The sequence below is a fragment of the Novosphingobium sp. PhB165 genome (genome assembly GCF_004341845.1).
In the GTDB taxonomy this organism is placed as follows: Bacteria; Pseudomonadota; Alphaproteobacteria; order Sphingomonadales; family Sphingomonadaceae; genus Novosphingobium.
In genome coordinates this window covers 347,067-368,767 of record NZ_SLVB01000006.1, presented here as the reverse complement: position 1 = coordinate 368,767, position 21,701 = coordinate 347,067, and the positions used below count along the sequence as shown (strand labels likewise).

Sequence of the window (21,701 nt, the reverse complement as noted above, 5' to 3'; positions counted from 1 at the left end):
GTACATGGGCTGCCCTCGGGCGGCCCTTTTTTTTGAGGTCACCGTGGACGCAGCCCTTAAAAATGCGCTCGCGCAGCCAACCGTACTACTGTTCGGCGCGCTCAAGATCGAACTCCCCGATTACAACTTGTGCCTTCTAGACGGATCGGCGAGCATCGTGATTGCTGGCGAGACCTACACAGGTCAGGATCCGACGTTCGGCACGCTGTCCGATATCTCTGAGCTGTCGGAGGAAGACGGCGATGACGCGCCCGAGATCACCGTCACGCTATATCCTCCAAGTCTGAGCGCGACCGCGGTCCTGGCCAACCCCAGCATGCAAGGCTGCACGGCGACCTTGATGGTCGGCGCCGCCGACCCCCTCACCGGCATGGCCATCGGCACTCCGGAAATCCTGTTCCTTGGGGAGATTGACGTGCCGACTGTCGGGACCGACGGCACCGGCGCGCGGACGCTGTCCTTCACGATCGTCAGCGTCTTCGAGCGACTGTTCGAGGTGGAAGAAGGCCAGCGCGCCACAAACGGCTGGCACCAGTCCATCTGGCCGGGCGAACTGGGGCTCGACTTCATGACCGGCACCGATCTCAATCTCTATTGGGGGACCAAGCCGCCAAAGAGCAGCGCGACCGCGAAGAGCGCCCCCGTATGGACGCTCCAGACCGCAGCCAGGGCGGTATTCTGATGACCCCGCTCGAAAAACGCCACGCAGCGATCGAGGCCACCATGTCCCGCTATCGCCAGCTGCCATTTGAATGGGGCAAGGTCGATTGCGCGAAGGTTGCAGCATTCCATCTCCGGCAAATCGGCCTCAAGCTGTCGCTTTCGAAAGCCGGGCGCTATTCGTCGCCTCTGGGCGCCGCGCGCGCGCTGAAGCGCCTAGGTTATTCCACCCTCGCCGAGATGGCGGATGGGATCGGCCTTTGCCCGATTCCCCCCGCCTACCTGATGCTGGGCGATATTGCCGAGATCGAGGGAGACAGCCCTATCGGCACCATCTGTCTGTACGCAGGCAACGGCAACCTGTTCGGATTCCATGAGAATCATCCCGGCCTCGTGACCATGACGCCGAAGAACATCCTACGCGCCTGGAGTATCCTGTAATGGCCAAGGCTCTGAAAACGGCCGCGCTGGTGGTGGGTGCCGTGGCACTCGTCGCCACTGGGGTTGGCGCGCTTGCCGGTGCTGGTGTCCTCGGCGCGGCTGCGATGGGTACGACGGGCGTAGTAGCCGGGATCTCGGTAGGGACGATTACGACCATAGGCGCCTTCGCAGGTCTGGCGGCCGCCGCACTGAGTTTCGCTGCCGCCAAGATGGCGCCGGGCATCTCGGCTCAGGGCGACCCCACCAAATTCACCACGAATCCGCAGAGCGGCCTTCCCTACGCTATGGGTCGAACGCGCATGTCGGGCCTGCGGATCTTCGCCGCGACCAGTGAGCGCCCGGGATACACAAAGTTCAACGACCTGCTCTGGTTCGGCGCTCTGCTCAGCATCGGCGGCCAGATTGGTGGAATCGAGCAGTTCACGGCCGATAACGAAGCCATCACGTTCAGTGCCACCACGGGCAATGCCGTCGGTACCTACTACGACTACATGGCGCAGAAGGTACATCTGGGTGACAGCCCGCAAGCCAGCGCCCTTGCCCTCTCCCTCGGCGGTGGAACTGCACCCGGATGGACCAGCGCCCATAAACTGTCCGGCATTACCCATGCCATGTGGTGCCTGCGCTACAACAAAGAAGGCGACATGTTCGGGGCCGGCGCCCCGGAGCCCGCGTGGATCGGCAAGTGGGTTAAGGTCTACGATCCACGAAAGGACAGCACCTATCCTGGTGGGTCCGGATCGCACCGCGCGCTGAACGAGAGCACTTACGAGTGGTCGGACAATCCCGGCCTTCATGCGCTCACCTGGGCGCTCGGCCGCTGGGAAAACGGTAAGCGGACATGCGGCATCGGCGCGCCCGTTTCTACCATCCGTGTTGTCGAGTTCGTCGAATGCGCCAACATCTGCGACGCCAACGCCTGGAAAATGGGCGGCGTTGAATGGACCACGGACAGCAAATGGGACACGCTGAAGCGGATCCTTCAGGCCGGCGGCGCAATGCCGACGCAAACCGGCGCGATGATCGGCTGCCGCGTCAACACCCCGCGCACAGCTATCGCGACGATCGAGAGCCGTCACCTGTTGGACGGCCTTTCGCTGGCCATGACAAAGAGCCGGCGTGATCGCTTCAACACGGTCATTCCACGCTACGTCGACGAAGCCAGCGACTGGTCGGTCATTTCCGGCACCGCCATCACCGTCGACGAGTATGTCACCGCAGACAAGGGCCAGCGCACCAAGGAAATCGACTATCCATTGGTGCAGGTGTTCTCCGGCGACCAGGCAAAGCAGCCCGGACAGCTGGCCGCCTATGACATCGTCAACAGCCGTGAGGCCGGGCCGTTCACCTTCACGACCGGTCCGGAATGGATCGGTCTCAAGACTGGCGACGTGGTCTATCTCGACGTTCCCGAGGAAGGTCTCGATAACCAGCCTGTCCTGATCACGAAGCGCGCGATCGATCCGTCCACGGGCAAGGTCTCCTTTGCGGCGGTCACTGAGACCTACTCGAAGCACGCGTTCGCCCTCGGCCAGTCCACAACACCGCCGTCGCCTTTCTCGCTCTCCGCTGCAGCCCTGAAGCCACCGGCGCCCGCTGAGACGGAATGGGCTGTGACCGGCACGACCTCAGGCGAAGGCTTCCCGGCCCTGATGGTCTCCGGCGTAAGCCAGATGCCTTCGGCGGATGCGGTGGTCATCGACTACCGCCTGCACAATGCAGACGCTTGGACGAACTCCGCTATCCTTTCGACTGTCGATCCCGTGCTGCACGTCATCTCGCCGTTGGAGAGCGAGACGCGGTACGATGTTCGGATCGGCTATCGGGTGGGTACGATCACCGGCGATTTTACGATCTTCTCCAACGTCGCCACCGGCACCGGCAAGATCACGACGATCGAAAGCAAAGTCGACGATCTGAGCGTGACAGCGAAGGTAACTGCCTACCTCACGGTGCCGGCCGTAAACCTGTTCGCCTATGCCAACGGCAACGTCATCGACTACTCGACCGCGACGGGGCAATTCCGCGTGATGCGCGGGACGACTGACGTCAGCTCCCAATTCACGATCGAGCTGGTCGACAACCCGAATGTTCTTACAGCCACGCTCAGCGGCAACACCTATTCCGTTACAGGTGGGCTGGTAGAGGATACCGCAACGCTCGCCATGCGTGCGACCGGATCGGATGATTACGCGGGGCTGATTTTCGACCAGGTCTTCACGCTGTCGCGCGTCAAAGCCGGATACGAAATCGTCTCAGACTTGCCGACGACGGACAACTTCGAAGGCCGTGCCGTCTACTTCGGTGGCAAGCTCTACACCTTCACCGACGGCGCCTGGAAGACGGGCGTGGATGGCGCCGATATTTCCGGCGAGATCGCGACCGCGCAACTCGCCGCGGATTTCGTAAGCACCGTCCATACCAGCGCCGACAACATCAACGAGCTGATCGAGACTTACGGCTCTACCGCCAGCGCGGCGGACAGCGCAGCGGCTGCGGATGCTTCCAAAACGGCCGCATCCAACTATGCGACAGCGGCCGGGGCGGCAAAGGACGCCTCGCAAGCTGCGCAGACGCTCGCCGACGCCTCGAAGGCCGCTGCCGCGACCTCGGCAACTGCCGCAGCGACGGCCAAAACGGGCGCAGATACCGCAGCGACCAACGCGGCGACCGCGAAAACGCAGGCGGAGACCGCTGCCGCCAACGCGAAGACGAGCGAGACCAACGCCGCTTCATCGGCTGGCGCCGCCTCGACCAGTGCGGGACAGGCGAGCACCTCGGCGACCAACGCGGGAACTTCGGCGAGCCAAGCGAGTGGATACGCCACAACGGCGTCTACTGCCGCGACCAACGCAGGAAATAGCGCGACGGCCGCCTCGACTGCTGCCACCACAGCGACGACCAAGGCCAGCGACGCGGCAACCAGCGCCACGACGGCCAGCACTGCCGCGACCACAGCCTCGACCAAGGCCGGTGATGCGCAGACCTACGCCAATAACGCGGCGAGCAGCGCGACCAGCGCCAGCGGGTCGGCCACGACCGCGACCACGCAGGCAGGCGTTGCCACCACGCAGGCGGGCAATGCGGGCTCCTCGGCATCGGCGGCGGCGGCATCGGCCGCAACCGCGACCACGAAGGCAAGCGACGCCAGCACGTCGGCTACTACCGCCACGAACCAAGCGACCATCGCCACCACGAAGGCGGGTGATGCGAGCACCTACGCGAACAACGCTGCGACTTCGGCCACGGGCGCGGCGGGTTCTGCGACGACTGCTACAACGCAGGCAGGCGTTGCCGCCACGCAGGCGAGTTACGCGCAGAACTACGCGCAGCAGAACCTGCTCTCGAAGGGCACGTTCGACGACAATAGCGTAGGCCAGTGGCTCAACGCGACCGTCACGGCAGACGCGGGTCCGACTGGTATGGGCCACACCAAAGTCCTGTTGCAGGGCAACGGCAACGACGTGCGCGATGGCGCCTATCGTTCGGGCAATTGGTCGTCCCGCAAAATCCGCTGCCGGGGCTGGGTTAAGAACCCGAACGGCGCGGCGAACGTCGGCGTCGGCATCCTCGGCACCAGCAGTACGGACGGCAGTTCCCTCAACACCAAGCTCACCATCACGACCACCACGGGCTGGACGCCATTCGACGTGACGATCAGCACGCCGGGTAACTTCGCCACGGCTGCCCCGTTCGTTCGGTCGGACACGCCGTACGGTGTCATGTGGTCCGATCTCATTTGGACCGACATCACCGAAAGCTATGCCGCAGACGCATCGGCCACCGCTGCCGCGACCTCGGCAAGCACGGCATCGACCAAGGCGACCGATGCGGGGAACAGCGCGACTGCGGCTGCGGCCAGCGCCACCACGGCGACGACGCAGGCCGGTAATGCGCAGACCTACGCGAACAACGCCAGCACCTCCGCGACCGGCGCGGCTGGCTCCGCGACGACGGCGACCACGCAGGCGGGCGTCGCAGCATCCAGCGCTGCCGCTGCTTCCAAAAGCGCCGCAACGACGATCCCAAGCACCTTCGAGAATAGTGGGGAGTTCTTCGACTTCGAAGGTCTGCCAGCCAGCGGAGTTACGTGGAGCACCACGGACGGTGGCGCCACCGTAAGCACGGGCGCGTCCACCAACTACGCCCTGCTCCGGACCAAGAACGGCCTCCCAATCATTCCGGGCCACCGGTACCGGGCGACCGCCAAGGTTCGGAACGGCACGGCTGACGCGACCCATCGTCCGTTCGTCCGTCTCGCTGGCTTTGACAGCAGCAACGCACGTACGGCCTATACCAGCGTGTACTCGTCTGGTGGCACGACGTGGCAGACGATTGTTGCAGAGATCGACGCGTCCGCCGTCGCGGGCACCATCGTAACTATCAAGGCGGAGGTTGCCCTCGGCTACCCTGCTGGCGTCGCGAACAATTCCCAGTGCTGCCAGCTTTTACTCGAAGATATCACCGCGGCTTATAACGCGAACGCCAGCGCGAACGCTGCGGCGACCAGCGCCACGACGGCCAGCACGCAATCGACCGCCGCAGGGGCCTCGGCTACTGCCGCTTCCGCCAGTGCGCTCACGGCGTCCACTCAGGCTGCCGCTGCGCAGCAGATGACGAGTGGCAACCTGATCGGTCAGCCAGTCCTTACGTCCAACTCGGTCGGGTTGTGGTCCAGCGCGTCGGTCGTGGCGGGAGACAGCCCGCCGTCCCCGGCACGATCCTACGTGCTCAGCAACACCAGCTTCAACATGTACTACGGGACCGAGTACGCGGGGTCGTTCAACGGTCGCACCTTCAAGGTCTCCGGTTGGGTCAAGGTGCCTTCGACCTCGGGCAGCGGCGGCATTGGTTTCGGCTTCTTCGGTACCAAGAACACCGGGGGCACCATTACGAACCCCAGCAGCTATGTGACCGTAGGTGCTTGGGTTGCCGATACGTGGTCCTTCGTCACGGGCGTGCTGACCGTCCCGGCGGGCACCTTCGACACCGCGCGTCCGTTCGTGCGCTCGAACTCGCCGTTCGGCGTGCTCTGGACCGATCTTGTCATCGAAGACATCACGGATGCAGTCAACGCGGGCAACGTCGTCGCGGGCACGTTCCCGGAGCGGATGACCATCGCGGACGACGCCTACAACTTCGTCAATGCCGTAACCGCTCAGGCGGCCCCTGCGGCGGTCGCCCGTATTGATCCCGCGCAGGTCGTAGCGGCGGCTGGTTACGGGTTGGTCTATCAGGGTCTCCCGATTTCAGCATCTCTCACGTACGTGGACTTTGGTCCGCGCGCGTTGCTTCCCGCCACGCCCGGCAAAATCTACAAGGTCGAGGCGGAGGCGCAGTGCACCGTCTTCGCGTCGGGCGACGTGCCGCAGCTTTCCCTGCAAATCCGCAAGTTTGACGGGAGCTACGCCAGCAACGCCGGGGTTACCTACGCCAACCAGACTGTTGCCGACACCGCTACCGTCTACAAACTGACCGGGTATTTCAGCGACGTGGCTATTGCGGCGGCCAATGGTCAGCCCGCCGTGGTCGCGTGGGGCAATGACAGCACGGGCGCCGCCCCGGTATGGCTGCGCCCCTATTTGCGCCACCAGCGTGCGTCCGGTTCTGTCGTCGGTTCGCAGGTCCAGTTCCGCCGTATCACCATCACCGACGTCACCAGCAGCTACGCCGCCGCAACCAACGCGAGCGTCGCCACCACTCAGGCGGCGAGCGCGACTGCCAGCGCCGCGAGCGCGACGACCAGTGCAACTGTTGCAGCGACGGTCGCGGTTGGCGGCCTGAACACGAACCCGTCCTTCAACGACTGGCCCACAAGTGGTCTCCCTACCGGATGGGCTAACTGGGCTGGCACCGCGCCCACGAAGCAGGCCACGGGTCGCAACTCGGCCTACTATGCGCAGTTCGTGGCCACAGCGGCCAACACCGGCCTCCAGCAGATTTACCCCGCTGGCACCGGTCTCGCGAAGATCAGCGAGGGCTATTACGTCATCGAAGCAGACGTGGAACTCGTAAGCGGGGACTTCTCCGCTGCGGGCGTATTGTTCCGAGGCAACGACGCATCCAACGCTGTCACCGACGACCTGACGATGAAGTTCTCGGACTTCGTTCCGTCCCCGGTAGTCGGCAAAGTATATCCCATCCGCAAGATGGTGCGGATCACCAACACCGCCACCGTGAAGGCGTCGTTGTTCCTCATGGCCAACTGGAGTTCCATGGGAACGCTGACGGCCAAGACGATCAACGTGTACCGCTGTTCGGTGCGGCCTGCATCGGACGCGGAAATCAGCACGGGCCAGATCGCTACGCTGAGCGCCAGCGTGACCACTCAGGCCGGGGCGATCACGACGCTGCAAGGCAAGACCTCGGCTTACTGGCAGACCGTCGCGGGCGCGGGCACGTCTACCGCCGTCATCGCAGCCAAAACGGACGGCACCACGGCAATCGTGAGCCTCGCGGGTTCCAAGATCCAACTCGCGAACACCGATGGCTCGGCTTACTACGACGCGCTCGTGATCGAGAACGGCAACGCCACGCTCGCGGGCAAGCTCCGAGCCGGCGCGGTCCAGGCGCAGAACATGGCCGTGACGAACAAGGGTCTCAACCTTGACCCGACGTTCCTCGGCGGCGCCACCATGTGGGCGGGCTGGCTCAGCCGGTCTCCGGCTTCGACAGCGAACGCGTGGCCCTGCACCTATGGCGCCTCGTTCGGTGCCCGCGACAACGTCTGGAACGGACGCATCACCTGCAAGGCGGGCGAACAGTACAAAATCAGCGGCTGGACGTGGATCGACACGGGCAACACCCCTACCGGGGGCGTCGGCTTCTGCTTTTACTGGTATGACGTCACGGGCGCGGTCATCACCGGGCAGGTTGCGGCCAATAACACCGTTGCGGGGTGGAAGTACCAGACAGCGACCGTCACGGTGCCTGCGGGAGCGACCTCGTTTACCTACGGCTTCTGGGTCGACCGTGGCAAATCGGACGGCACGCAGAACGTCGTCGGCAGCACCTTCTGCGGCGACATGGAGCTTGAAAAGCTCGCCGACGCCTCGCTGATCGTTGATGGGACGATCACCACGCAGAAGCTCCTCGTCGGAACGACCGGCTCCAACCTCGTGACCAACGGCAAGGCTCTGGAGGGCGTTGGCGGCTGGGTGACGGATGAGGGTTCGAACAACGGACAGCTCGTCGGTGGGTTCGGCTGGGGCGATGCCGGGCGATCCGGCTTCTGGTACACCAAGCCCACCACCGCCGCGACGGTCAGCGCGCTGAACAAGGCATTCCCAGTCGTCCCCGGCCGGACGTATTCTGTGCGCGCCACCGTGGGCGGAAGCGCCGTGACGACGAACGGCCTTTACATGCGCATGTGCTACACGGCGACGCAGCCTGCTGACGGATATGTGCGGGTGAGCAGTCGCGCAGGTTTCACGGAACTTGTCGCTGGTAATGGTCCAATCGTTGCCGGGTTTACCGACTATGCCATGACGTGGACGTGCCCCGCAGGCATGTATTGGGCCTCATTCGCGATCTACAACTGGGCGAATGGCCCGGTGCAGCTTTTCTTCTCGGACGTGGAAATCACCGAGCAGACCGGCGGTACCAAGATCGCGAACGGCGTCATCACGACGGATAAGCTCGCCGTCGGCGCGGTCACTGCGGCCAACATCGCGGTCACGTCGCTCGATGCCATCGCCGCCAACGTCGGCACCCTGACAGCGGGCACGATCAAGAATGCCGGCGGCACCTACTCGATGGACATCACGAACGGCCGGACGGTCGTGCAGAGCGGCGGCTACATGAAGGTCACCGGCGCGCCGTTCGGTTCGTCGAACCAGTTCATCGAATGGTATGGGCCGTATCAGTCGAACCTGTCCGCATGCAACGAGGCCAACGCGGTCCAGTACCTCCGGACGGACGGTCAGGCATATTTCGGCGGCGCCATCACGACCGGCAGCTTCAGGAACAGCATTACGGGCACGACCAACATGGACCCGAGCTCGGAAACGATCCTCGGGCCGTTCAGCACTAACGGCGGTACCAAGACCGTTGCCGTCAGTGCGGTGTTCAACATGTCGCGAAGCTTCTCCAGCGGGCCGACCATGACGACCACCACGACGCCGACGTTCCGCGTCACGCTCTACCGCAGCCGAGACGGCACGAACTGGACCCAGCTTGCCCAGAATACCTACAATGGCAGCTACTCATTCACCCCCGCAGCGGGCGGCGATCCGGGCTCTCTGAGCATGAATATCGCCGGAAACTTCACCTTCACGGACAACGGCGCGACCGGCACGACCGCCTGTTACTACCGGGTCCTCATCGATAACCGCGCCTTCCCCACATACACCGGCACCGGCAACGGCGCGGGCAGCAACACCCAGCGCGCAACCATCATCAGCACCGAAGGATAACCCCATGGAATTATGGATTCTTGTCGCCCTCGCTCTCGCGGGGGCTCTGTTCGGCCTCGGCTTCTTGCTGGGCCGCGCTCGCGCCCGGGCGGGAAGCAAGGCGACTACGCCAGGTCTGACCTCGGCCGCCACGTCGGCGACGAACGCGGCGGGATCCGCCACCGCCGCCGCCAACTTCGCCATCAACGGCGCCATTACCGCCAGCCGCGCAGGGAAGCCGGAACTGGACGACCGCTGAGCATCAACACCGGCCCATCAGGAGCAATTTCATGTACATTTTCACGACCGACGCGGACGACGTGCCCACGATCTACGATATCGGCAGCGTCACGCTTGGGGACGACGACACGACCACCACCGTGGCCGTCGCAACCCGGGGCATCGCCGGCGTCACCATCGCGCCGATCGGCATGGGAAGCGACAGCTTCGTCAACTGGACCAGCATCAACCTGCCTCCGGATGCCGTTCCCCGCGATCAGCTCTCCCTACTCTCGGTTGTCCAGTGGCTCGCGAGCGACGCCGGGCCCTATGCAGGCGGCAAGATCGTGTCCAAGACCGATTTCCCGCTCGCCTGCCAGCAGGCCACGCTGCGCTACTTCGCCCGCCTCCAGCGCAACGCGGTGCAGGCGGGCGGCTGCACCGTGCAAATCGGCGAGGAAACCAAGCGGATCGATACCGATCTGGCCAGCCGCGTGAATCTGGTCGGCGCAGTGGCCCTCGCCACGATGACGACGTCTGATTTCTCGATGGACTGGCGCCTGTCGGATAACTCGATCGTCACGCTCGATGCCGCGACCATGGTTGCCGTCGGCTCGACGGTGGCACGCTTCATCAGCGCCGCGCAGCTCCGCAAGAACGCGATCGATGCAGAGGTCGACGCCAGGACCGAGGCTATGTCCGATGAGGAGTTCGCCGCCGCAAAGGCCGGGATCGCGGAAGGCTGGCCCTCATGATCCGCCGGCTGCGCCAGTCGCTGGGGGCTCTGCTCCGGGCCTTCGACATCCTGCTCTGCGCCGTCTGGCTCTCTGCCCTCTATCCGCTTGGCCTCGCGGATCGGCCGTACGGCCGCGAGACGATCAGCGCCTACGTGGGCCTCGCCCAGCATAATGGGATGGCGTGGGGTATCCGCGCCGCTGCCGTCGTGGACTGGCTCGCCCAGCGGGTCGGCGAAGGCCCCGGCCACTGCCACCGCGCGTATGAATTCTACCAGATGGCGATGCTGATGGAGGGGTGATGCCCCTCCATCCAAACCAACCCCAACGCTGACAGACCAGATTCCGCGCCGACAGATCGCCGCGGCCAGCTGTGCCGCGCTCAACTTCCATTCCCGGGGCATTTCATGAAACTCGACGATTTCATTCTGTGGCTGCTTTCCCTGTTCGGCGGCCTCGCGCTCTGCGGCGCGCGGCTCGGCTGGATGCTATTCGGGATGGCTCCCGACATGCCTTCCGATCCGGTGGCCCTCGACCTCTGGGAACGGAAACGCCGTTGGATGGTGTTCTCGGAGCTTTCCGCCCTTCCAGCCTTCGCTACCCTGTCCGTCGTCATCGGCAAGCTGCGCGATTGGCCCGTGGAGGCTGTGGTGCTGTTCTCCATGGTGCTCGGCGCCCTCGGCTTCGCGTTCTTCCTCGATGCTCTCCAAACGATCGTGCGCAAGCGGATCGGCATGGACAGCGACATGAAGGACAGCGCGCCGTGAACGAAACGCTCGCCCTGGTGCTGCTGATCTCGGTCGGCCTGTCGGCATTCTGTCACTGGCGAGCTTGGCGGCTGGATCGCCTGCTTCTGGAAGTCGACCCGTTCGCACGCCGCATCATCACCCACCTTCTCGACTACGTGTCGCATCGAAAGGAATGAACGATGGACGTTCGTGCCCTGCAAACCGCCGTCGGCGCCAAGCCTGATGGCGTCTTCGGCCCCGTATCATTCGCTGCCCTGTTCCAGCGCTGCGGCGCCTCCGCCGACCGCGCCGCCGCCCTCGCTGCCACCGCCGCGCGATACTTCGCGCCTTACGGCATCATGGATAGCCCGCTGCGGCTTGCGCACTTCCTCGGGCAGGTCATCCACGAAAGCGGCGGCTTCCACTACATGGAGGAGATCTGGGGCCCCACCCCGGCGCAGCAGCGTTACGAAGGTCGCGCGGATCTCGGCAACAGCCAGCCGGGGGACGGCAAGCGCTACAAAGGGCGCGGCCCGATCCAGATCACCGGGCGATCGAACTACCGAGCCTATGGCCAGCGCCTCGGGATCGACCTGGAAGGCAATCCGGCCCTCGCCGCCGATCCGGCCATCGGCCTGAGGATCGCTCTCGAATTCTGGAAGATGAACGGCCTCAACGCCCTCGCCGACAAGGACGATGTCGAGGGCATCACGCACCGCATCAACGGCGGGGTCAATGGCCTTGCCGACCGGAAAGCCCAGCTCGCCAAGCTCAAGGGGTGGATGCGATGAGTTGGGCGTTGGCAATCCTTCGCATCGGCTGGTCCGGGCTGTCGTGGCTACGGGATACCGCCAAGCGCTACCCTTGGCAGGTTGCTCTCATCGTCGCGCTGGCTCTCTGCTGGTGGCTGTGGAGCGGCAAGACCGATGCGCTCAACCAGCGCGACGCCGCGAAGACCGAACTGGCCGGCGCGCGAGCGGACTGGGCCAAGCAGGTCGCCGCCGCCAAGGCCGCCACCGCATCGGCCGAGCACAAATCACAGGAGATCGCCCAAGATGCCCAGACCACGCATGATGCGCTGCTGGCCGATAATGCTGGCCTGCGGTATTACATCGCTGCTCACCGCGTGCGGCAGTCCGCCGGAACCTCTGCCGCCGCCCCCGCCGAAGGTGACGGTGCCGAAGTTCATGCTGAAAGCGCCGACGCCGCCCTCGTGGCGGTCTCCGAAGCCGACCTCACCGCCTGCGACGCCAGCTACGTCTATGCCCGCAGTGCCCACGAATGGGCCCAAGGGCTAATCGCGCAGGATCTGGCCCAAGCGGCCAAGTAGCATCTCACCACCCCGCCGGCGGGGTCCCATGCTGCTTTCCGGCATCGCGGATCGCATCGTAATACGAGGTTGCGTAGTGCATCCCTTGGTCGAGGGCTTCCTGTTCGGTATCCCCTCTCCCGACCCAGCTGCACCCCGGGGAGCCTTGGTGTCCAAGCGTCACTTCTGCCTTCCAGCGCCCTTGGTCCGGGAACGTGCGCCACTTGAAGTTCATGCCGCGCGCTACGGCGTAATCTCGGATCCACGAATCATTTGGTTTAGAATTTGCCATTCTACCCCGCGAAGCCGCGAAACGGGATTGTTCTGCCGTCATTCCATGGCGACCTGATACGGAACCCTTCCCAGCATGCCATCTCGTGTTCGCCCTTATGCCCCTTGGACAGCAGGCACAGCGATTTGCGGTCTTCGCTCGGTGCGCCGCAATGGCCGGGCCCGAGAAGGAAACCGTCAGACGGGAACTCCCGAACATCGGCAGTCACAGCGAAAGCCAGTCCAGCTCCGCGTCGTCGATCGCCGCGAACATGTTCCCGTCCGCTCCGCACGTACGAAGCCGGTCGCGCACTGCCTCGGGATCGCCATCCAACGGAAATTTCGGATCGGCATTCGCCGCGCTCACCAGGCGCGCCAACAACCCCTTTGCGGCTTGTTGCCGCACGAGCCACCGGCCGAACGGTCCGCGCTCGGCGGGGCTCTCCACCCTCCCCATCTGCCGTAACCGGCTGTCGGCCGGCACCAGTTCCTCGTTGCGGATCCCGCCGTAGCCGCTGCATTGTAGGTTCAGCTCCCGAATGAGGTCGTCCGTCAATTTCGTTTTGTCCTTCATCGGTTCCTCCTTCATCGAACGCTTCTCACTGCTTCCTTCCACCGACGCTCGTCCGGCCAAGGCAACTCGAAGTCGCCCTCCTTCCAGTTCACGGGCTCCAGCTTCACGGGATGCACCTTCTTCCGCTCCTTCGACCGGCACACGCGGCACCAGAACCGCTTGCGTGCCGGGCCAAAGCGGTCGTCCCAACCTCGCCGCGTGAAGTGCCACCACACACCATGCGATTCGAACCGCGCGCTATGCCCGCACCGGCAGACGACCTGCACCGAGTGATGCAGGGTCGCGGCCTCGAATATGCACGTCGGCTCCATCAGTCCGTCTTTCGACCAGCGCATCAGGCGTTCCGATTCGTCATCTTGGATTCGAACATATAGAGAACATACCGGCATGGGGAGTCGGATTGACTCTGTTCGTCGCACGGCCATCATGCGGGCATGTGCAATCTCTACCGGATGACGTCGCCGGCCGACGCGGTCGCCAAGCTGTTCTCGGCCATGCCCGCTGTCGGGGCGAATTTCGCGTCCGAGGTCTACCCGAAATACACGGGGCTGGTGATCGCCGAGGGCGCGGTGCGCACGATGACGTGGGGCTTTCCACGGCACGCAGTGAGCAAGAAGACCGGCAAGGCCCTGAAACCCACCGCCACGAATAACGCGCGCGACGACAAGCTTCGCGGCAATCCGATGTGGCGCGACAGCTTCCGGGACCGGCGCTGCCTGATCCCGGTCACCGCGTGGGCAGAGGCCGAGGGCGAAGCGGGCCGGATGACCCGCACCTGGTATTCGCTGCCGGGCGGCGAGCCATTCATTGTCGCCGGCATCTGGACCCCGACGATCGAGTGGGGCGATGCCTATTCGATGGTCATGGTTCCGGGCAGCGAACAGATGTCCGACGTGCACGACCGGATGCCGACTATCCTCCCGTCCGAAGACCGGGCGCGATGGACTGACGGCACTCCGGACGAAGCATTCTCCCTGCTGCGGACGTGGGAATTACCGCTGGTGGTTGATCGAACCGACGTGCCGTGGATCCAGCGATCGGCGCCGGCCACATCGAAGCCACCGATCCTTCTCTGAGGTCGTGGCGCCGCAGCCCGGCCCGGCGTGAACGGGTATCGGGTGAACCGGCCGTCGTGATGTTGGAACCCGGCAGACTTGTAGACGTTCTGTCACGGGTCGCAGCTCGGTTGATCCCTGCCCTCGGGTGCCGGGCGACATCGCAGGGGGGCCGGCACACCTTACTGGCGGTGGCGGCCCCTTCCGACTGGATTACAGCCACAAAGCGCTCAACTCTTCCGGGTGAGCATCTTGTCTAACCACAGGCTCCCACCGTACGTCAGCGACTGGCCCACGCCTCTGAACGGGAATGGGCCGGAGGGCGGCCGCACTCCGAGTGCGATGCGCGCCGCCCTCCTTCGCTCCGCAGCCCGTTCAGGCCCCGTGAGAGCAGATGCCATGGGCCGTCCGGTCTCGGCGTCGACTAGTGGTCGACATCGCACGCTTGGTACCCGCCGAAGAAACGGCAGAAACCGCCCAATTGCGGACGTTCGGCAACCTGCTTCCCGGTGGCATCCGGGCACTCGCGTTACGTCCAAAGCCGGAGGGGTTTTGACAGCAAATAGGCGCCCGGCGGCCGGGCTTCCCCTCCGAAATGAATTTGTCCGGCACAGAGCCGTGCGAAGCGCCCTAGGAAGGGAATAGTCAACTTTCCAACATAGTCGCGCGAGGGTAAGCGAACACGCTCGTGATATGATTCGTCGATGGGGCATTCGGCATGGCGGAAGACTACTTCGATCAGCTTTTAGAGTTGGCGGCAGAAATCGTCTCTTTGGTGGACGCTGAAAGTACTCTGGACAAAAGTCAGTGGAAGGAAGCCAAGACCCGCCACGATGCCGCAGTCGCCCGCTTCAACGAAGTTAGAGGCAAGTACGTCGATGCTCTGCTGAAGACCGCCGATGGTCGGGAAAATGGTCCGACTATTGTGGAACAGCAAATCGCGGAGATAAAGGGCAGTTGCGATCCGTCTTGGGTGCCCGCGCTAGACTATATTTCGGAGCATTTCACGCCGTATTTCCGCAAGCAAGAGGCCCGGCATCCGAAGGTGCGTTCAGCTATCAAAGCAATGCCATACGCCTTGGGGGGCGTGGCGCTGCTTGCTTACTTCGTAATCCGTTTTGTCTGTGCCACACCAATCACAGATAAATTGGAAAGCAAATCGGGCATTCAGCAACGCGCCGCTGCTGTCGAAAAGGTCATCCGCTATGACGAATGGATGGCCACCCACGTGCGAAAGGGTGGCTGGCTGAAAGGCCTCCTCTTATGGCCAATTGAGCCTACCGAAGACGAGATTAAGGGCGCCGCCGAATATGCAGGGTCGGCCTTCGAAGCACAGAAGATCAGCGTTGAACAGTTCGGATGTTCCGTCATTCCCAGGGGCTACGGCGAAGCGCCATCTAAGGAGGAGATCAAATATCTTAGCGCGTCGGCGGAATATCTTCGAAATCCTGCGACGCGCTGGGACAAGAGTGCTCCGCTAACGACCGTGCAAGCAGCCCGAGCAATCGGGCACTGCTAAGGGCCAGAGGTGGAGATCACACGCTTGGCACCCGCCGGGGAAACGGCAGCGAGCGCCCCAAAGCGGACGAAGCGGCCGTCAACAGCTACCCGACCGCGCTTTTCAGTTCTTCCGGCCACCTTCCTCTAGCGCCTGCAATGCCTTTTCCACGCTGAGGGAGCCGGAAATCTGGCTCGGCGGATAGTCTTTGAAGGTGGCGAGGAACTTGCCCATGATCATCGTCGCGGGCATCATGACCCACAGCTTCTTCCCCCACCATTCGCCATATGACGTCGACTCTGTTTGATATCTCTCCCACGGATCGACGCGCAGGTTGGTGACGATCGGGACGTTTGTCGTGTCCTCCTTGCCGCTGAAGAGGTTGCCCACGATTGTCTTGAAGGTAATCTTCCACTCATCGAAGCGGAGTGCCATGAGGTCAGCGTTGTCGCTGAAGTAGAAAAACTCGCGGCGCGGACTTTCGGAAACCTCACCTTCGAAAAACGGCATGAAGTTGTACCCGTCGAGATGGGTCCTGAACGTCTTCCCGCCCGCCTCGTAGCCGTCCAGCAGCTTCTCTTTCAGACCGGAATCGCCGCCGGCGGCCGCAACGAGTGTCGGCAGCCAGTCTTCGGCCGACATGACCTCGTTGATGATCGCGCCTGGCTCGATGACGCCTGGCCACTTCGCAAGCATCGGCACCCGGAACCCGCCTTCGTATACCGTTCCTTTTTCGCCTCGGAAGGGATGGTTGCCGCCGTCAGGCCAGCTGAACACCTCCGCACCATTGTCGCTCGTGAACAGCACAATGGTGTCGTCTGCGATCCCAAGCTCATCAAGCTTAGCGAGCAGTTCGCCCACGATCCAGTCGAGCTCGGCCATGGCGTCAGCAAATAGGCCGTACCCCGTCTTTCCGTCCCATTCCTGGGAGAGGTGCGTCCACGAGTGACAACGGGTGGAGTTGTGCCAGAGGAAGAACGGCTGGCCTGCTTTAAACGAGCGGTCGATGAAATCGCACGATCGCTTCACCAGGTCCGCGTCGATGTCCTCCATATTGACCTTCGCGGCCGGGTCCATACCGGGACGGGGCGGCAGCGGGCCAGCGTCGGTGATCTTCTGCTTGCCCACCCGGCCCCAGCGCGGATCTTCGGTCGGGTCATCCACGTCAGTCGCGACGCTGCTGATGATGTTGCGCGGGCCGAACCTGGCGAGGAACTCATCGGACTTGGGATAATCCGGGTAGTAAGGCTCCTCCATCGCGTTCAGGTGGTAGAGTATCCCGTGGAACTCGTCGAAGCCGTGCACCGTGGGCAGGTACTCGTTCCGGTCACCCAGATGGTTCTTGCCAATCTGCGCGGTCGCATAGCCGAGCGGTTTGAGAAATTCGGCGATGGTGGGGTCGGAATCCTGTAGGCCCTGTCTTGCCGCCGGAAGGCCGACTTTAAGCAGGCCCGTGCGGAAGGGCGTCTGTCCGGTGATGAATGCGGCCCGTCCCGCCGTACATGACTGTTGGCCGTAGTAGTCGGTGAACAGCGCACCCTCGCTCGCGAGACGGTCGATGTTGGGGGTGCTGCCGCCCATCATTCCGCGATGGTAGGCGCTGACGTTCCAGATTCCTACGTCATCGGCCATTATCATGACGATGTTTGGCTTGGTGGCAGCGGTCATAGCACCCTCCAGAGGATCGCGGCCCAACGCCCGCAAGGCCATTAGGTATACCGGCGCACGGACCGGTGCTGCCATCAGGGTTTCTATGCACGGAGCACTCGGCTTCTATGGAGCAGGTCGTTTCACGAACGCTCGGGCACCCTCGGCTGGTATGTAAGCGTCCGCTATCCACCACTTCCGGGCTTAGGAGGTGCTCAGCCAGGCTCCCGAAACCGGAATGGCAGGGTTGCAGGATTTTAATCCGAAACCGGTCTGGCAGAAACCGCCCCCTTGCGGACATTTGCGACACGGGGCGGATTCCCTGAAACCCGCCGTTCCCTCGTTCCCGGTTTATGACGGTGGCTGGCCGATTCCGGACTTGCGGATTTCGACCGAAACGTCGCCTAATTGCCCTTTGCAGCTTTCCCCACCGAAACGGTTTCCCGTTGCCGCAAGCCAACCCGCGAGCCTGACCGGGATTCCGACTTTCTCCGACAGTGATCTGGGCGCCAGCACGCGTGCAACATAGGGTAAACCCCAATTGGCGCGCCACAGCCACGAGGGAATAACCGATAGAAGTCTGCTGCCGCGGCACCTCCCGAGTGCCTGCAGGAGGCGCAATGGCAGTGTGAAAGCACTCGCGGTGCGGACGAGATATCTCGTCCAGGCTATCAGCAGGAGATCCTAATGTCAGACAAGCGCAAGCCAAACATCGTTCTGATCCTGTCCGACGATTTCGGATATGGTGATGCGGGTTGCTACGGGGGCGGCGAAAATCGCGGAATGCCTACTCCCAACCTTGATCGCATCGCGGCTGAAGGCATGCAGTTCCTGTCGTTCTACGCGCAGCCCAGTTGCACTCCAGGTCGCGCGGCCGTCCTGACGGGACGTATCCCCAACCGTAGCGGCATGACGACGGTGGCTTTTCAGGGTGACGGCGGCGGTCTTCCTGCGGCCGAGTGGACGTTGGGCTCAGTGCTCAAGGAAGCCGGCTACAAGACCTACTTCACCGGCAAGTGGCACCTGGGCGAGTCCGACTATGCGATGCCCACCGCCCATGGTTACGACCGCATGGAATATGTCGGCCTCTATCACCTGAACGCCTACACTTATGCAGACCCCGAGTGGTTCCCTGACATGGACGAGGAACTGCGCACGATGTTCGAAAAGGTGACCAAGGGGGCCCTTTCCGGAAACGCCGGAGAGGAGCCGAAGGAAGTGTTCAAAGTCAACGGGCAGTACGTTGACGACCCGGACAATGGTATAGTCGGCATCCCCTACTACGATTCGTATGTTGAAAAGGCTTCGCTCGACTATCTTGACAGCGTCAAGGATTCCAAAGAGCCATTTTTCATGCACATCAACTTCATGAAGATGCATCAGCCCAGCATGCCCCACCCCGATTTCAAGGGTAAGTCACTGTCGAAATCCAAGTATTCGGATTCGCTTGTCGAGAATGACGCGCGCATCGGGGCGATCATGGACAAGCTCCGCGAGCTGGGCCTTGATGACAACACTTACGTCTTCTGGACCACCGACAACGGCGCATGGCAGGATGTCTATCCCGATGCCGGCTATACGCCCTATCGCGGGACCAAGGGCACAATCCGCGAAGGCGGCAATCGCGTACCTTCGCTGGCATGGGGCCCCGGCATTGAGGGGGGCACGAGGAACGCCGACATCGTGGGCGGCCTCGACTACATGGCAACATTCGCCTCCTTGGCCGGCATCAAGCTACCAGAGAAGGATCGTGAAGGCGAACCGATCATCTTCGACAGCTATGACATGTCACCGGTCCTCTTCGGCAAAGGTAAGTCGGAACGCGACAGCTGGTTTTATTTCACCGAAGACGAACTCACCCCCGGTGCCGCGCGTGTGGGGAACTACAAGGCATGCTTTAACGTACGTGGCGACAACGGGGCGGCCACGGGCGGTCTTGCCGTCGATACTAACTTGGGATGGAAAGGCCCCAATGCCTATGTCGCGACGGTGCCCCAGGTGTTCGATCTCTGGCAGGACCCGCAGGAACGCTACGACATCTTCATGAACAACTACACCGAGCACACCTGGACGCTGGTGACGATCAACAAGGCGATCAAGGAACTCATGAAGACTTATCTCGAATACCCGCCTCGCAAGATGCAGGGTGAGGGTTATTCGGGGCCGATCACGCTCACTCAATACGAGCGTTTCAAGCACATCAAGGACCAGCTCGCCAGTGAAGGTTTCCGGATCGGAATGCCGACGGGGAACTGACGAGAGGTTCAAGAAGGCGCGTCGATCGCTGATCGATGCGCCTTCCGCGTAGGTTGGTGGGTAGCCGTCACCGCTAAAGCGGAATAGGGCACGGTGCCGATCTCCAATCCGAGCCGTTCGAATCAGCGCGCCAATTTGTCGTTCGCTGCCGTGCACGTGGCCGCTGCCCAGATAACGCCCACCGTCCGCTGTCGGGATCGCCACGACGGCCTCTTTGTGTCTGAATTGGGCGCGTTGCTGCCTCGGCGGCGCGCTCCACGGACGGCAGCTGTAGCCGCGCCTCGGACCAGAATGGGAACGGCAGCTTCCCACCACTTCGCGCCCTTCCGGGACGATTTTGCGAGAATGGCAGCATCCGCCCCATTGCAGACATTCGCCGCGTGAAGCATAAGAGGGGATGACAGAGTTCGAAAGCTTGGATGGCGAAGACGGCTGGAGCGATGAGTTTGCCAATGACCTCATCGGCTCAACGGTTCTTGTCGGCATTACGTATGTCGATCACGATGATCAGTTGATACGGCGTGAGCAGGTTTACGGAACGGTCACGTCAGCCGATCAGGTGTCCGGCATCGTCATTCAACAAGACACTGGCGAAGATTTCGTCATCGCTCCCATTCTCGATGCTATCGAGTATGCACAACCTGGCATCTACCAATTGGCTGACGAGGATGCAGCGGTGGAGAACCCGGACTTCACTGCGCTTCTTACCGTTCGGTCACCTCTCCGGAGCTAACGGTCGAAGTACGCAATCCACCAACCTCGGCCATTGCCGAACCAGGCCGGACGGTTAACAAGCGTCAGATTTTGACCACTCTAGATAGAAGTAGTCGTCCGGAATCATGACGGCCGCCCTATCCGAAAGTTCATGCCACGCCAGCCTCCAGGTGAGCTACCTTCCGTTCATCATCTGTGGAGGGAGAACACGATGCTCATGATCGAACGCGCAGCACGAGCCTTGGCCGAGTCAGAGAGCGGACACGACGATTGGGACGGCCTCGACAAGGACTTGCAGGAGGAACTCAAGGAAAACGCCCGCGCCGTGATCCAGGCGATCCGGCTGCCATCGCGCGCGGTGAGCGGCGAAGGCGAGAAGTGCCTTGGCCATGAGGCCCGCCACGGCATCGATTGGCATGACATGGAGTGGGCATGGACCAGAATGGTTGATGCCCTGCTCGCTGAGGCTCGCGCCGGTGGAGAGGAGGAGACGGAAAGCTGAGCACCCCGCGCCACATTGCAGACCGGGCTGGAGCTGCCTACACGATCGATCCGGTCGCGCTTCTAAGTCGGAACGACTAGAGGGCGGCGGCGCAAAAGCCCTTGACCTCAAGACCCAGAATGCAAATATTTTGGGCGGCGGAATCACCGCCAATGCGAGGAGAGTTGGAAGAAAGGAGGCAACGCAATGTCCCTCTCCAAATTTCATCATCCATTCGAGTTCATGGAACGACCCCAGCTAGAGCCGGAAGTTAAACGCGCAATCTTGGCGTCCTGGGCTTCCGACGCCCGTGCAGTCGAAGATCGTCCCGATCTGAGGCAACCGCCTGGCGCGTCCGAACCAGTCCGTCTCGTCGACATAATGTCTGCCATGCGCAGCCTTGATGCCCGGGAGCCATGACCATGCAGGAAAGGCTGTTCACCTTGCTGCGCCAAGAGCGCAATCGCTTGGAACTGGCGATAGCGAAAGCAGAAGCCGAAAAGGCGCATCCATCGGAAGTGAAGCGTCTGAAGGTGCTACATCGGATCGTGAATGAGCAGATCCACTGTTGGATGCGAGACCTTTACGGCGACGATCCACAGCAGTTGATGCGAGCCGCATAAGCCAAGGATGAGCCGGAGCCTGTGCCTCCGGCTCATCCTTCATCTCCCGTGTGTGGCTCGGGAGGCGCGGAGGGCAGCAGCTTCACGACGCGTTGCTGT

The 21,701-nt window shown here is 62.7% G+C and carries 19 protein-coding genes; 16 read left to right on the top strand and 3 right to left on the bottom strand.

All coding sequences use genetic code 11. The annotated features are described in order from the left end of the window. Positions 1-43 precede the first annotated feature (43 nt). The 10 genes from EDF56_RS18640 (at position 44) to EDF56_RS18600 (ending at position 12,505) form a co-directional block, all read left to right on the top strand. A complete protein-coding gene (locus tag EDF56_RS18640) occupies positions 44-682 on the top strand; it encodes a hypothetical protein (protein WP_132390234.1) in 639 nt (212 codons plus the stop codon). Further along, the gene (locus EDF56_RS18635) at positions 682-1,101 is read left to right on the top strand and encodes a hypothetical protein (protein WP_132390231.1); all 420 of its coding nucleotides are present in this window, start codon (positions 682-684) and stop codon (positions 1,099-1,101) included. Before EDF56_RS18640 ends, EDF56_RS18635 begins: the two co-directional genes overlap by 1 nt. After that, positions 1,101-9,515, top strand: coding sequence for a hypothetical protein (locus EDF56_RS18630; protein ID WP_132390228.1), 8,415 nt, complete (start codon positions 1,101-1,103; stop codon positions 9,513-9,515). Before EDF56_RS18635 ends, EDF56_RS18630 begins: the two co-directional genes overlap by 1 nt. Positions 9,516-9,519: 4 nt before the next feature. Next, positions 9,520-9,753 (top strand): hypothetical protein, encoded by a 234-nt coding sequence (locus EDF56_RS18625; protein WP_132390225.1) that lies wholly within the window; start codon positions 9,520-9,522, stop codon positions 9,751-9,753. 31 nt (positions 9,754-9,784) lie between these two features. Next, positions 9,785-10,468: a DUF4376 domain-containing protein gene (locus EDF56_RS18620; RefSeq protein WP_132390222.1), complete on the top strand. Its 684-nt coding sequence runs from the start codon at positions 9,785-9,787 to the stop codon at positions 10,466-10,468. Next, positions 10,465-10,749, top strand: coding sequence for a hypothetical protein (locus EDF56_RS18615; RefSeq protein ID WP_132390219.1), 285 nt, complete (start codon positions 10,465-10,467; stop codon positions 10,747-10,749). Before EDF56_RS18620 ends, EDF56_RS18615 begins: the two co-directional genes overlap by 4 nt. 105 nt (positions 10,750-10,854) lie before the next feature. Next, positions 10,855-11,214, top strand: a complete 360-nt coding sequence (locus EDF56_RS18610; protein ID WP_132390216.1) for a hypothetical protein — start codon at positions 10,855-10,857, stop codon at positions 11,212-11,214. Next, positions 11,211-11,372 carry a hypothetical protein gene (locus tag EDF56_RS26020; RefSeq protein WP_165912250.1) on the top strand — a complete coding sequence of 54 codons (162 nt, stop codon included), beginning with the start codon at positions 11,211-11,213 and terminating at the stop codon, positions 11,370-11,372. Before EDF56_RS18610 ends, EDF56_RS26020 begins: the two co-directional genes overlap by 4 nt. Before the next feature lie 3 nt (positions 11,373-11,375). After that, positions 11,376-11,966, top strand: a complete 591-nt coding sequence (locus EDF56_RS18605; protein ID WP_132390213.1) for a glycoside hydrolase family 19 protein — start codon at positions 11,376-11,378, stop codon at positions 11,964-11,966. Between the two features lie 8 nt (positions 11,967-11,974). After that, a complete protein-coding gene (locus EDF56_RS18600; protein WP_132390211.1) occupies positions 11,975-12,505 on the top strand; it encodes a hypothetical protein in 531 nt (176 codons plus the stop codon). A 475-nt stretch (positions 12,506-12,980) separates the two neighbouring features. Here EDF56_RS18600 and EDF56_RS18595 read toward each other — a convergent pair whose 3' ends face one another. Both EDF56_RS18595 and EDF56_RS18590 read right to left on the bottom strand, forming a co-directional pair. After that, a complete protein-coding gene (locus EDF56_RS18595; RefSeq protein ID WP_243652686.1) occupies positions 12,981-13,328 on the bottom strand; it encodes a hypothetical protein in 348 nt (115 codons plus the stop codon). Between the two features lie 11 nt (positions 13,329-13,339). Continuing rightward, the gene (locus EDF56_RS18590) at positions 13,340-13,717 is read right to left on the bottom strand and encodes a hypothetical protein (RefSeq protein WP_165912249.1); all 378 of its coding nucleotides are present in this window, start codon (positions 13,715-13,717) and stop codon (positions 13,340-13,342) included. 45 nt (positions 13,718-13,762) lie between these two features. On the opposite strand from EDF56_RS18590, the gene EDF56_RS18585 reads away from it, so the two are divergent. Both EDF56_RS18585 and EDF56_RS18580 read left to right on the top strand, forming a co-directional pair. Then, a complete protein-coding gene (locus tag EDF56_RS18585; RefSeq protein ID WP_132390206.1) occupies positions 13,763-14,404 on the top strand; it encodes an SOS response-associated peptidase family protein in 642 nt (213 codons plus the stop codon). Positions 14,405-15,101: 697 nt separating this feature from the next. Beyond that, on the top strand, positions 15,102-15,902 hold the full coding sequence (locus EDF56_RS18580; protein ID WP_132390203.1) for a hypothetical protein: 801 nt from the start codon (positions 15,102-15,104) through the stop codon (positions 15,900-15,902). A 102-nt stretch (positions 15,903-16,004) separates the two neighbouring features. Here the strand turns inward: EDF56_RS18580 and EDF56_RS18575 are convergent, their stop codons facing one another. Continuing rightward, a complete protein-coding gene (locus tag EDF56_RS18575) occupies positions 16,005-17,549 on the bottom strand; it encodes an arylsulfatase (protein ID WP_207904738.1) in 1,545 nt (514 codons plus the stop codon). Between the two features lie 666 nt (positions 17,550-18,215). On the opposite strand from EDF56_RS18575, the gene EDF56_RS18570 reads away from it, so the two are divergent. The 4 genes from EDF56_RS18570 to EDF56_RS18550 all read left to right on the top strand — a co-directional run bounded on the left by EDF56_RS18570 (position 18,216) and on the right by EDF56_RS18550 (position 21,602). Continuing rightward, complete coding sequence (locus EDF56_RS18570) at positions 18,216-19,784, top strand: arylsulfatase (protein WP_132390200.1); 1,569 nt, start codon at positions 18,216-18,218, stop codon at positions 19,782-19,784. Between the two features lie 397 nt (positions 19,785-20,181). Further along, positions 20,182-20,517 carry a hypothetical protein gene (locus EDF56_RS18565; protein WP_132390198.1) on the top strand — a complete coding sequence of 112 codons (336 nt, stop codon included), beginning with the start codon at positions 20,182-20,184 and terminating at the stop codon, positions 20,515-20,517. A gap of 198 nt (positions 20,518-20,715) precedes the next feature. After that, entirely contained in the window at positions 20,716-21,000 is a 285-nt protein-coding gene (locus tag EDF56_RS18560; protein WP_165912247.1) for a hypothetical protein, read from the top strand. Between the two features lie 395 nt (positions 21,001-21,395). Beyond that, positions 21,396-21,602 (top strand): hypothetical protein, encoded by a 207-nt coding sequence (locus EDF56_RS18550; RefSeq protein ID WP_132390190.1) that lies wholly within the window; start codon positions 21,396-21,398, stop codon positions 21,600-21,602. The last annotated feature ends 99 nt before the right edge of the window (positions 21,603-21,701 follow it).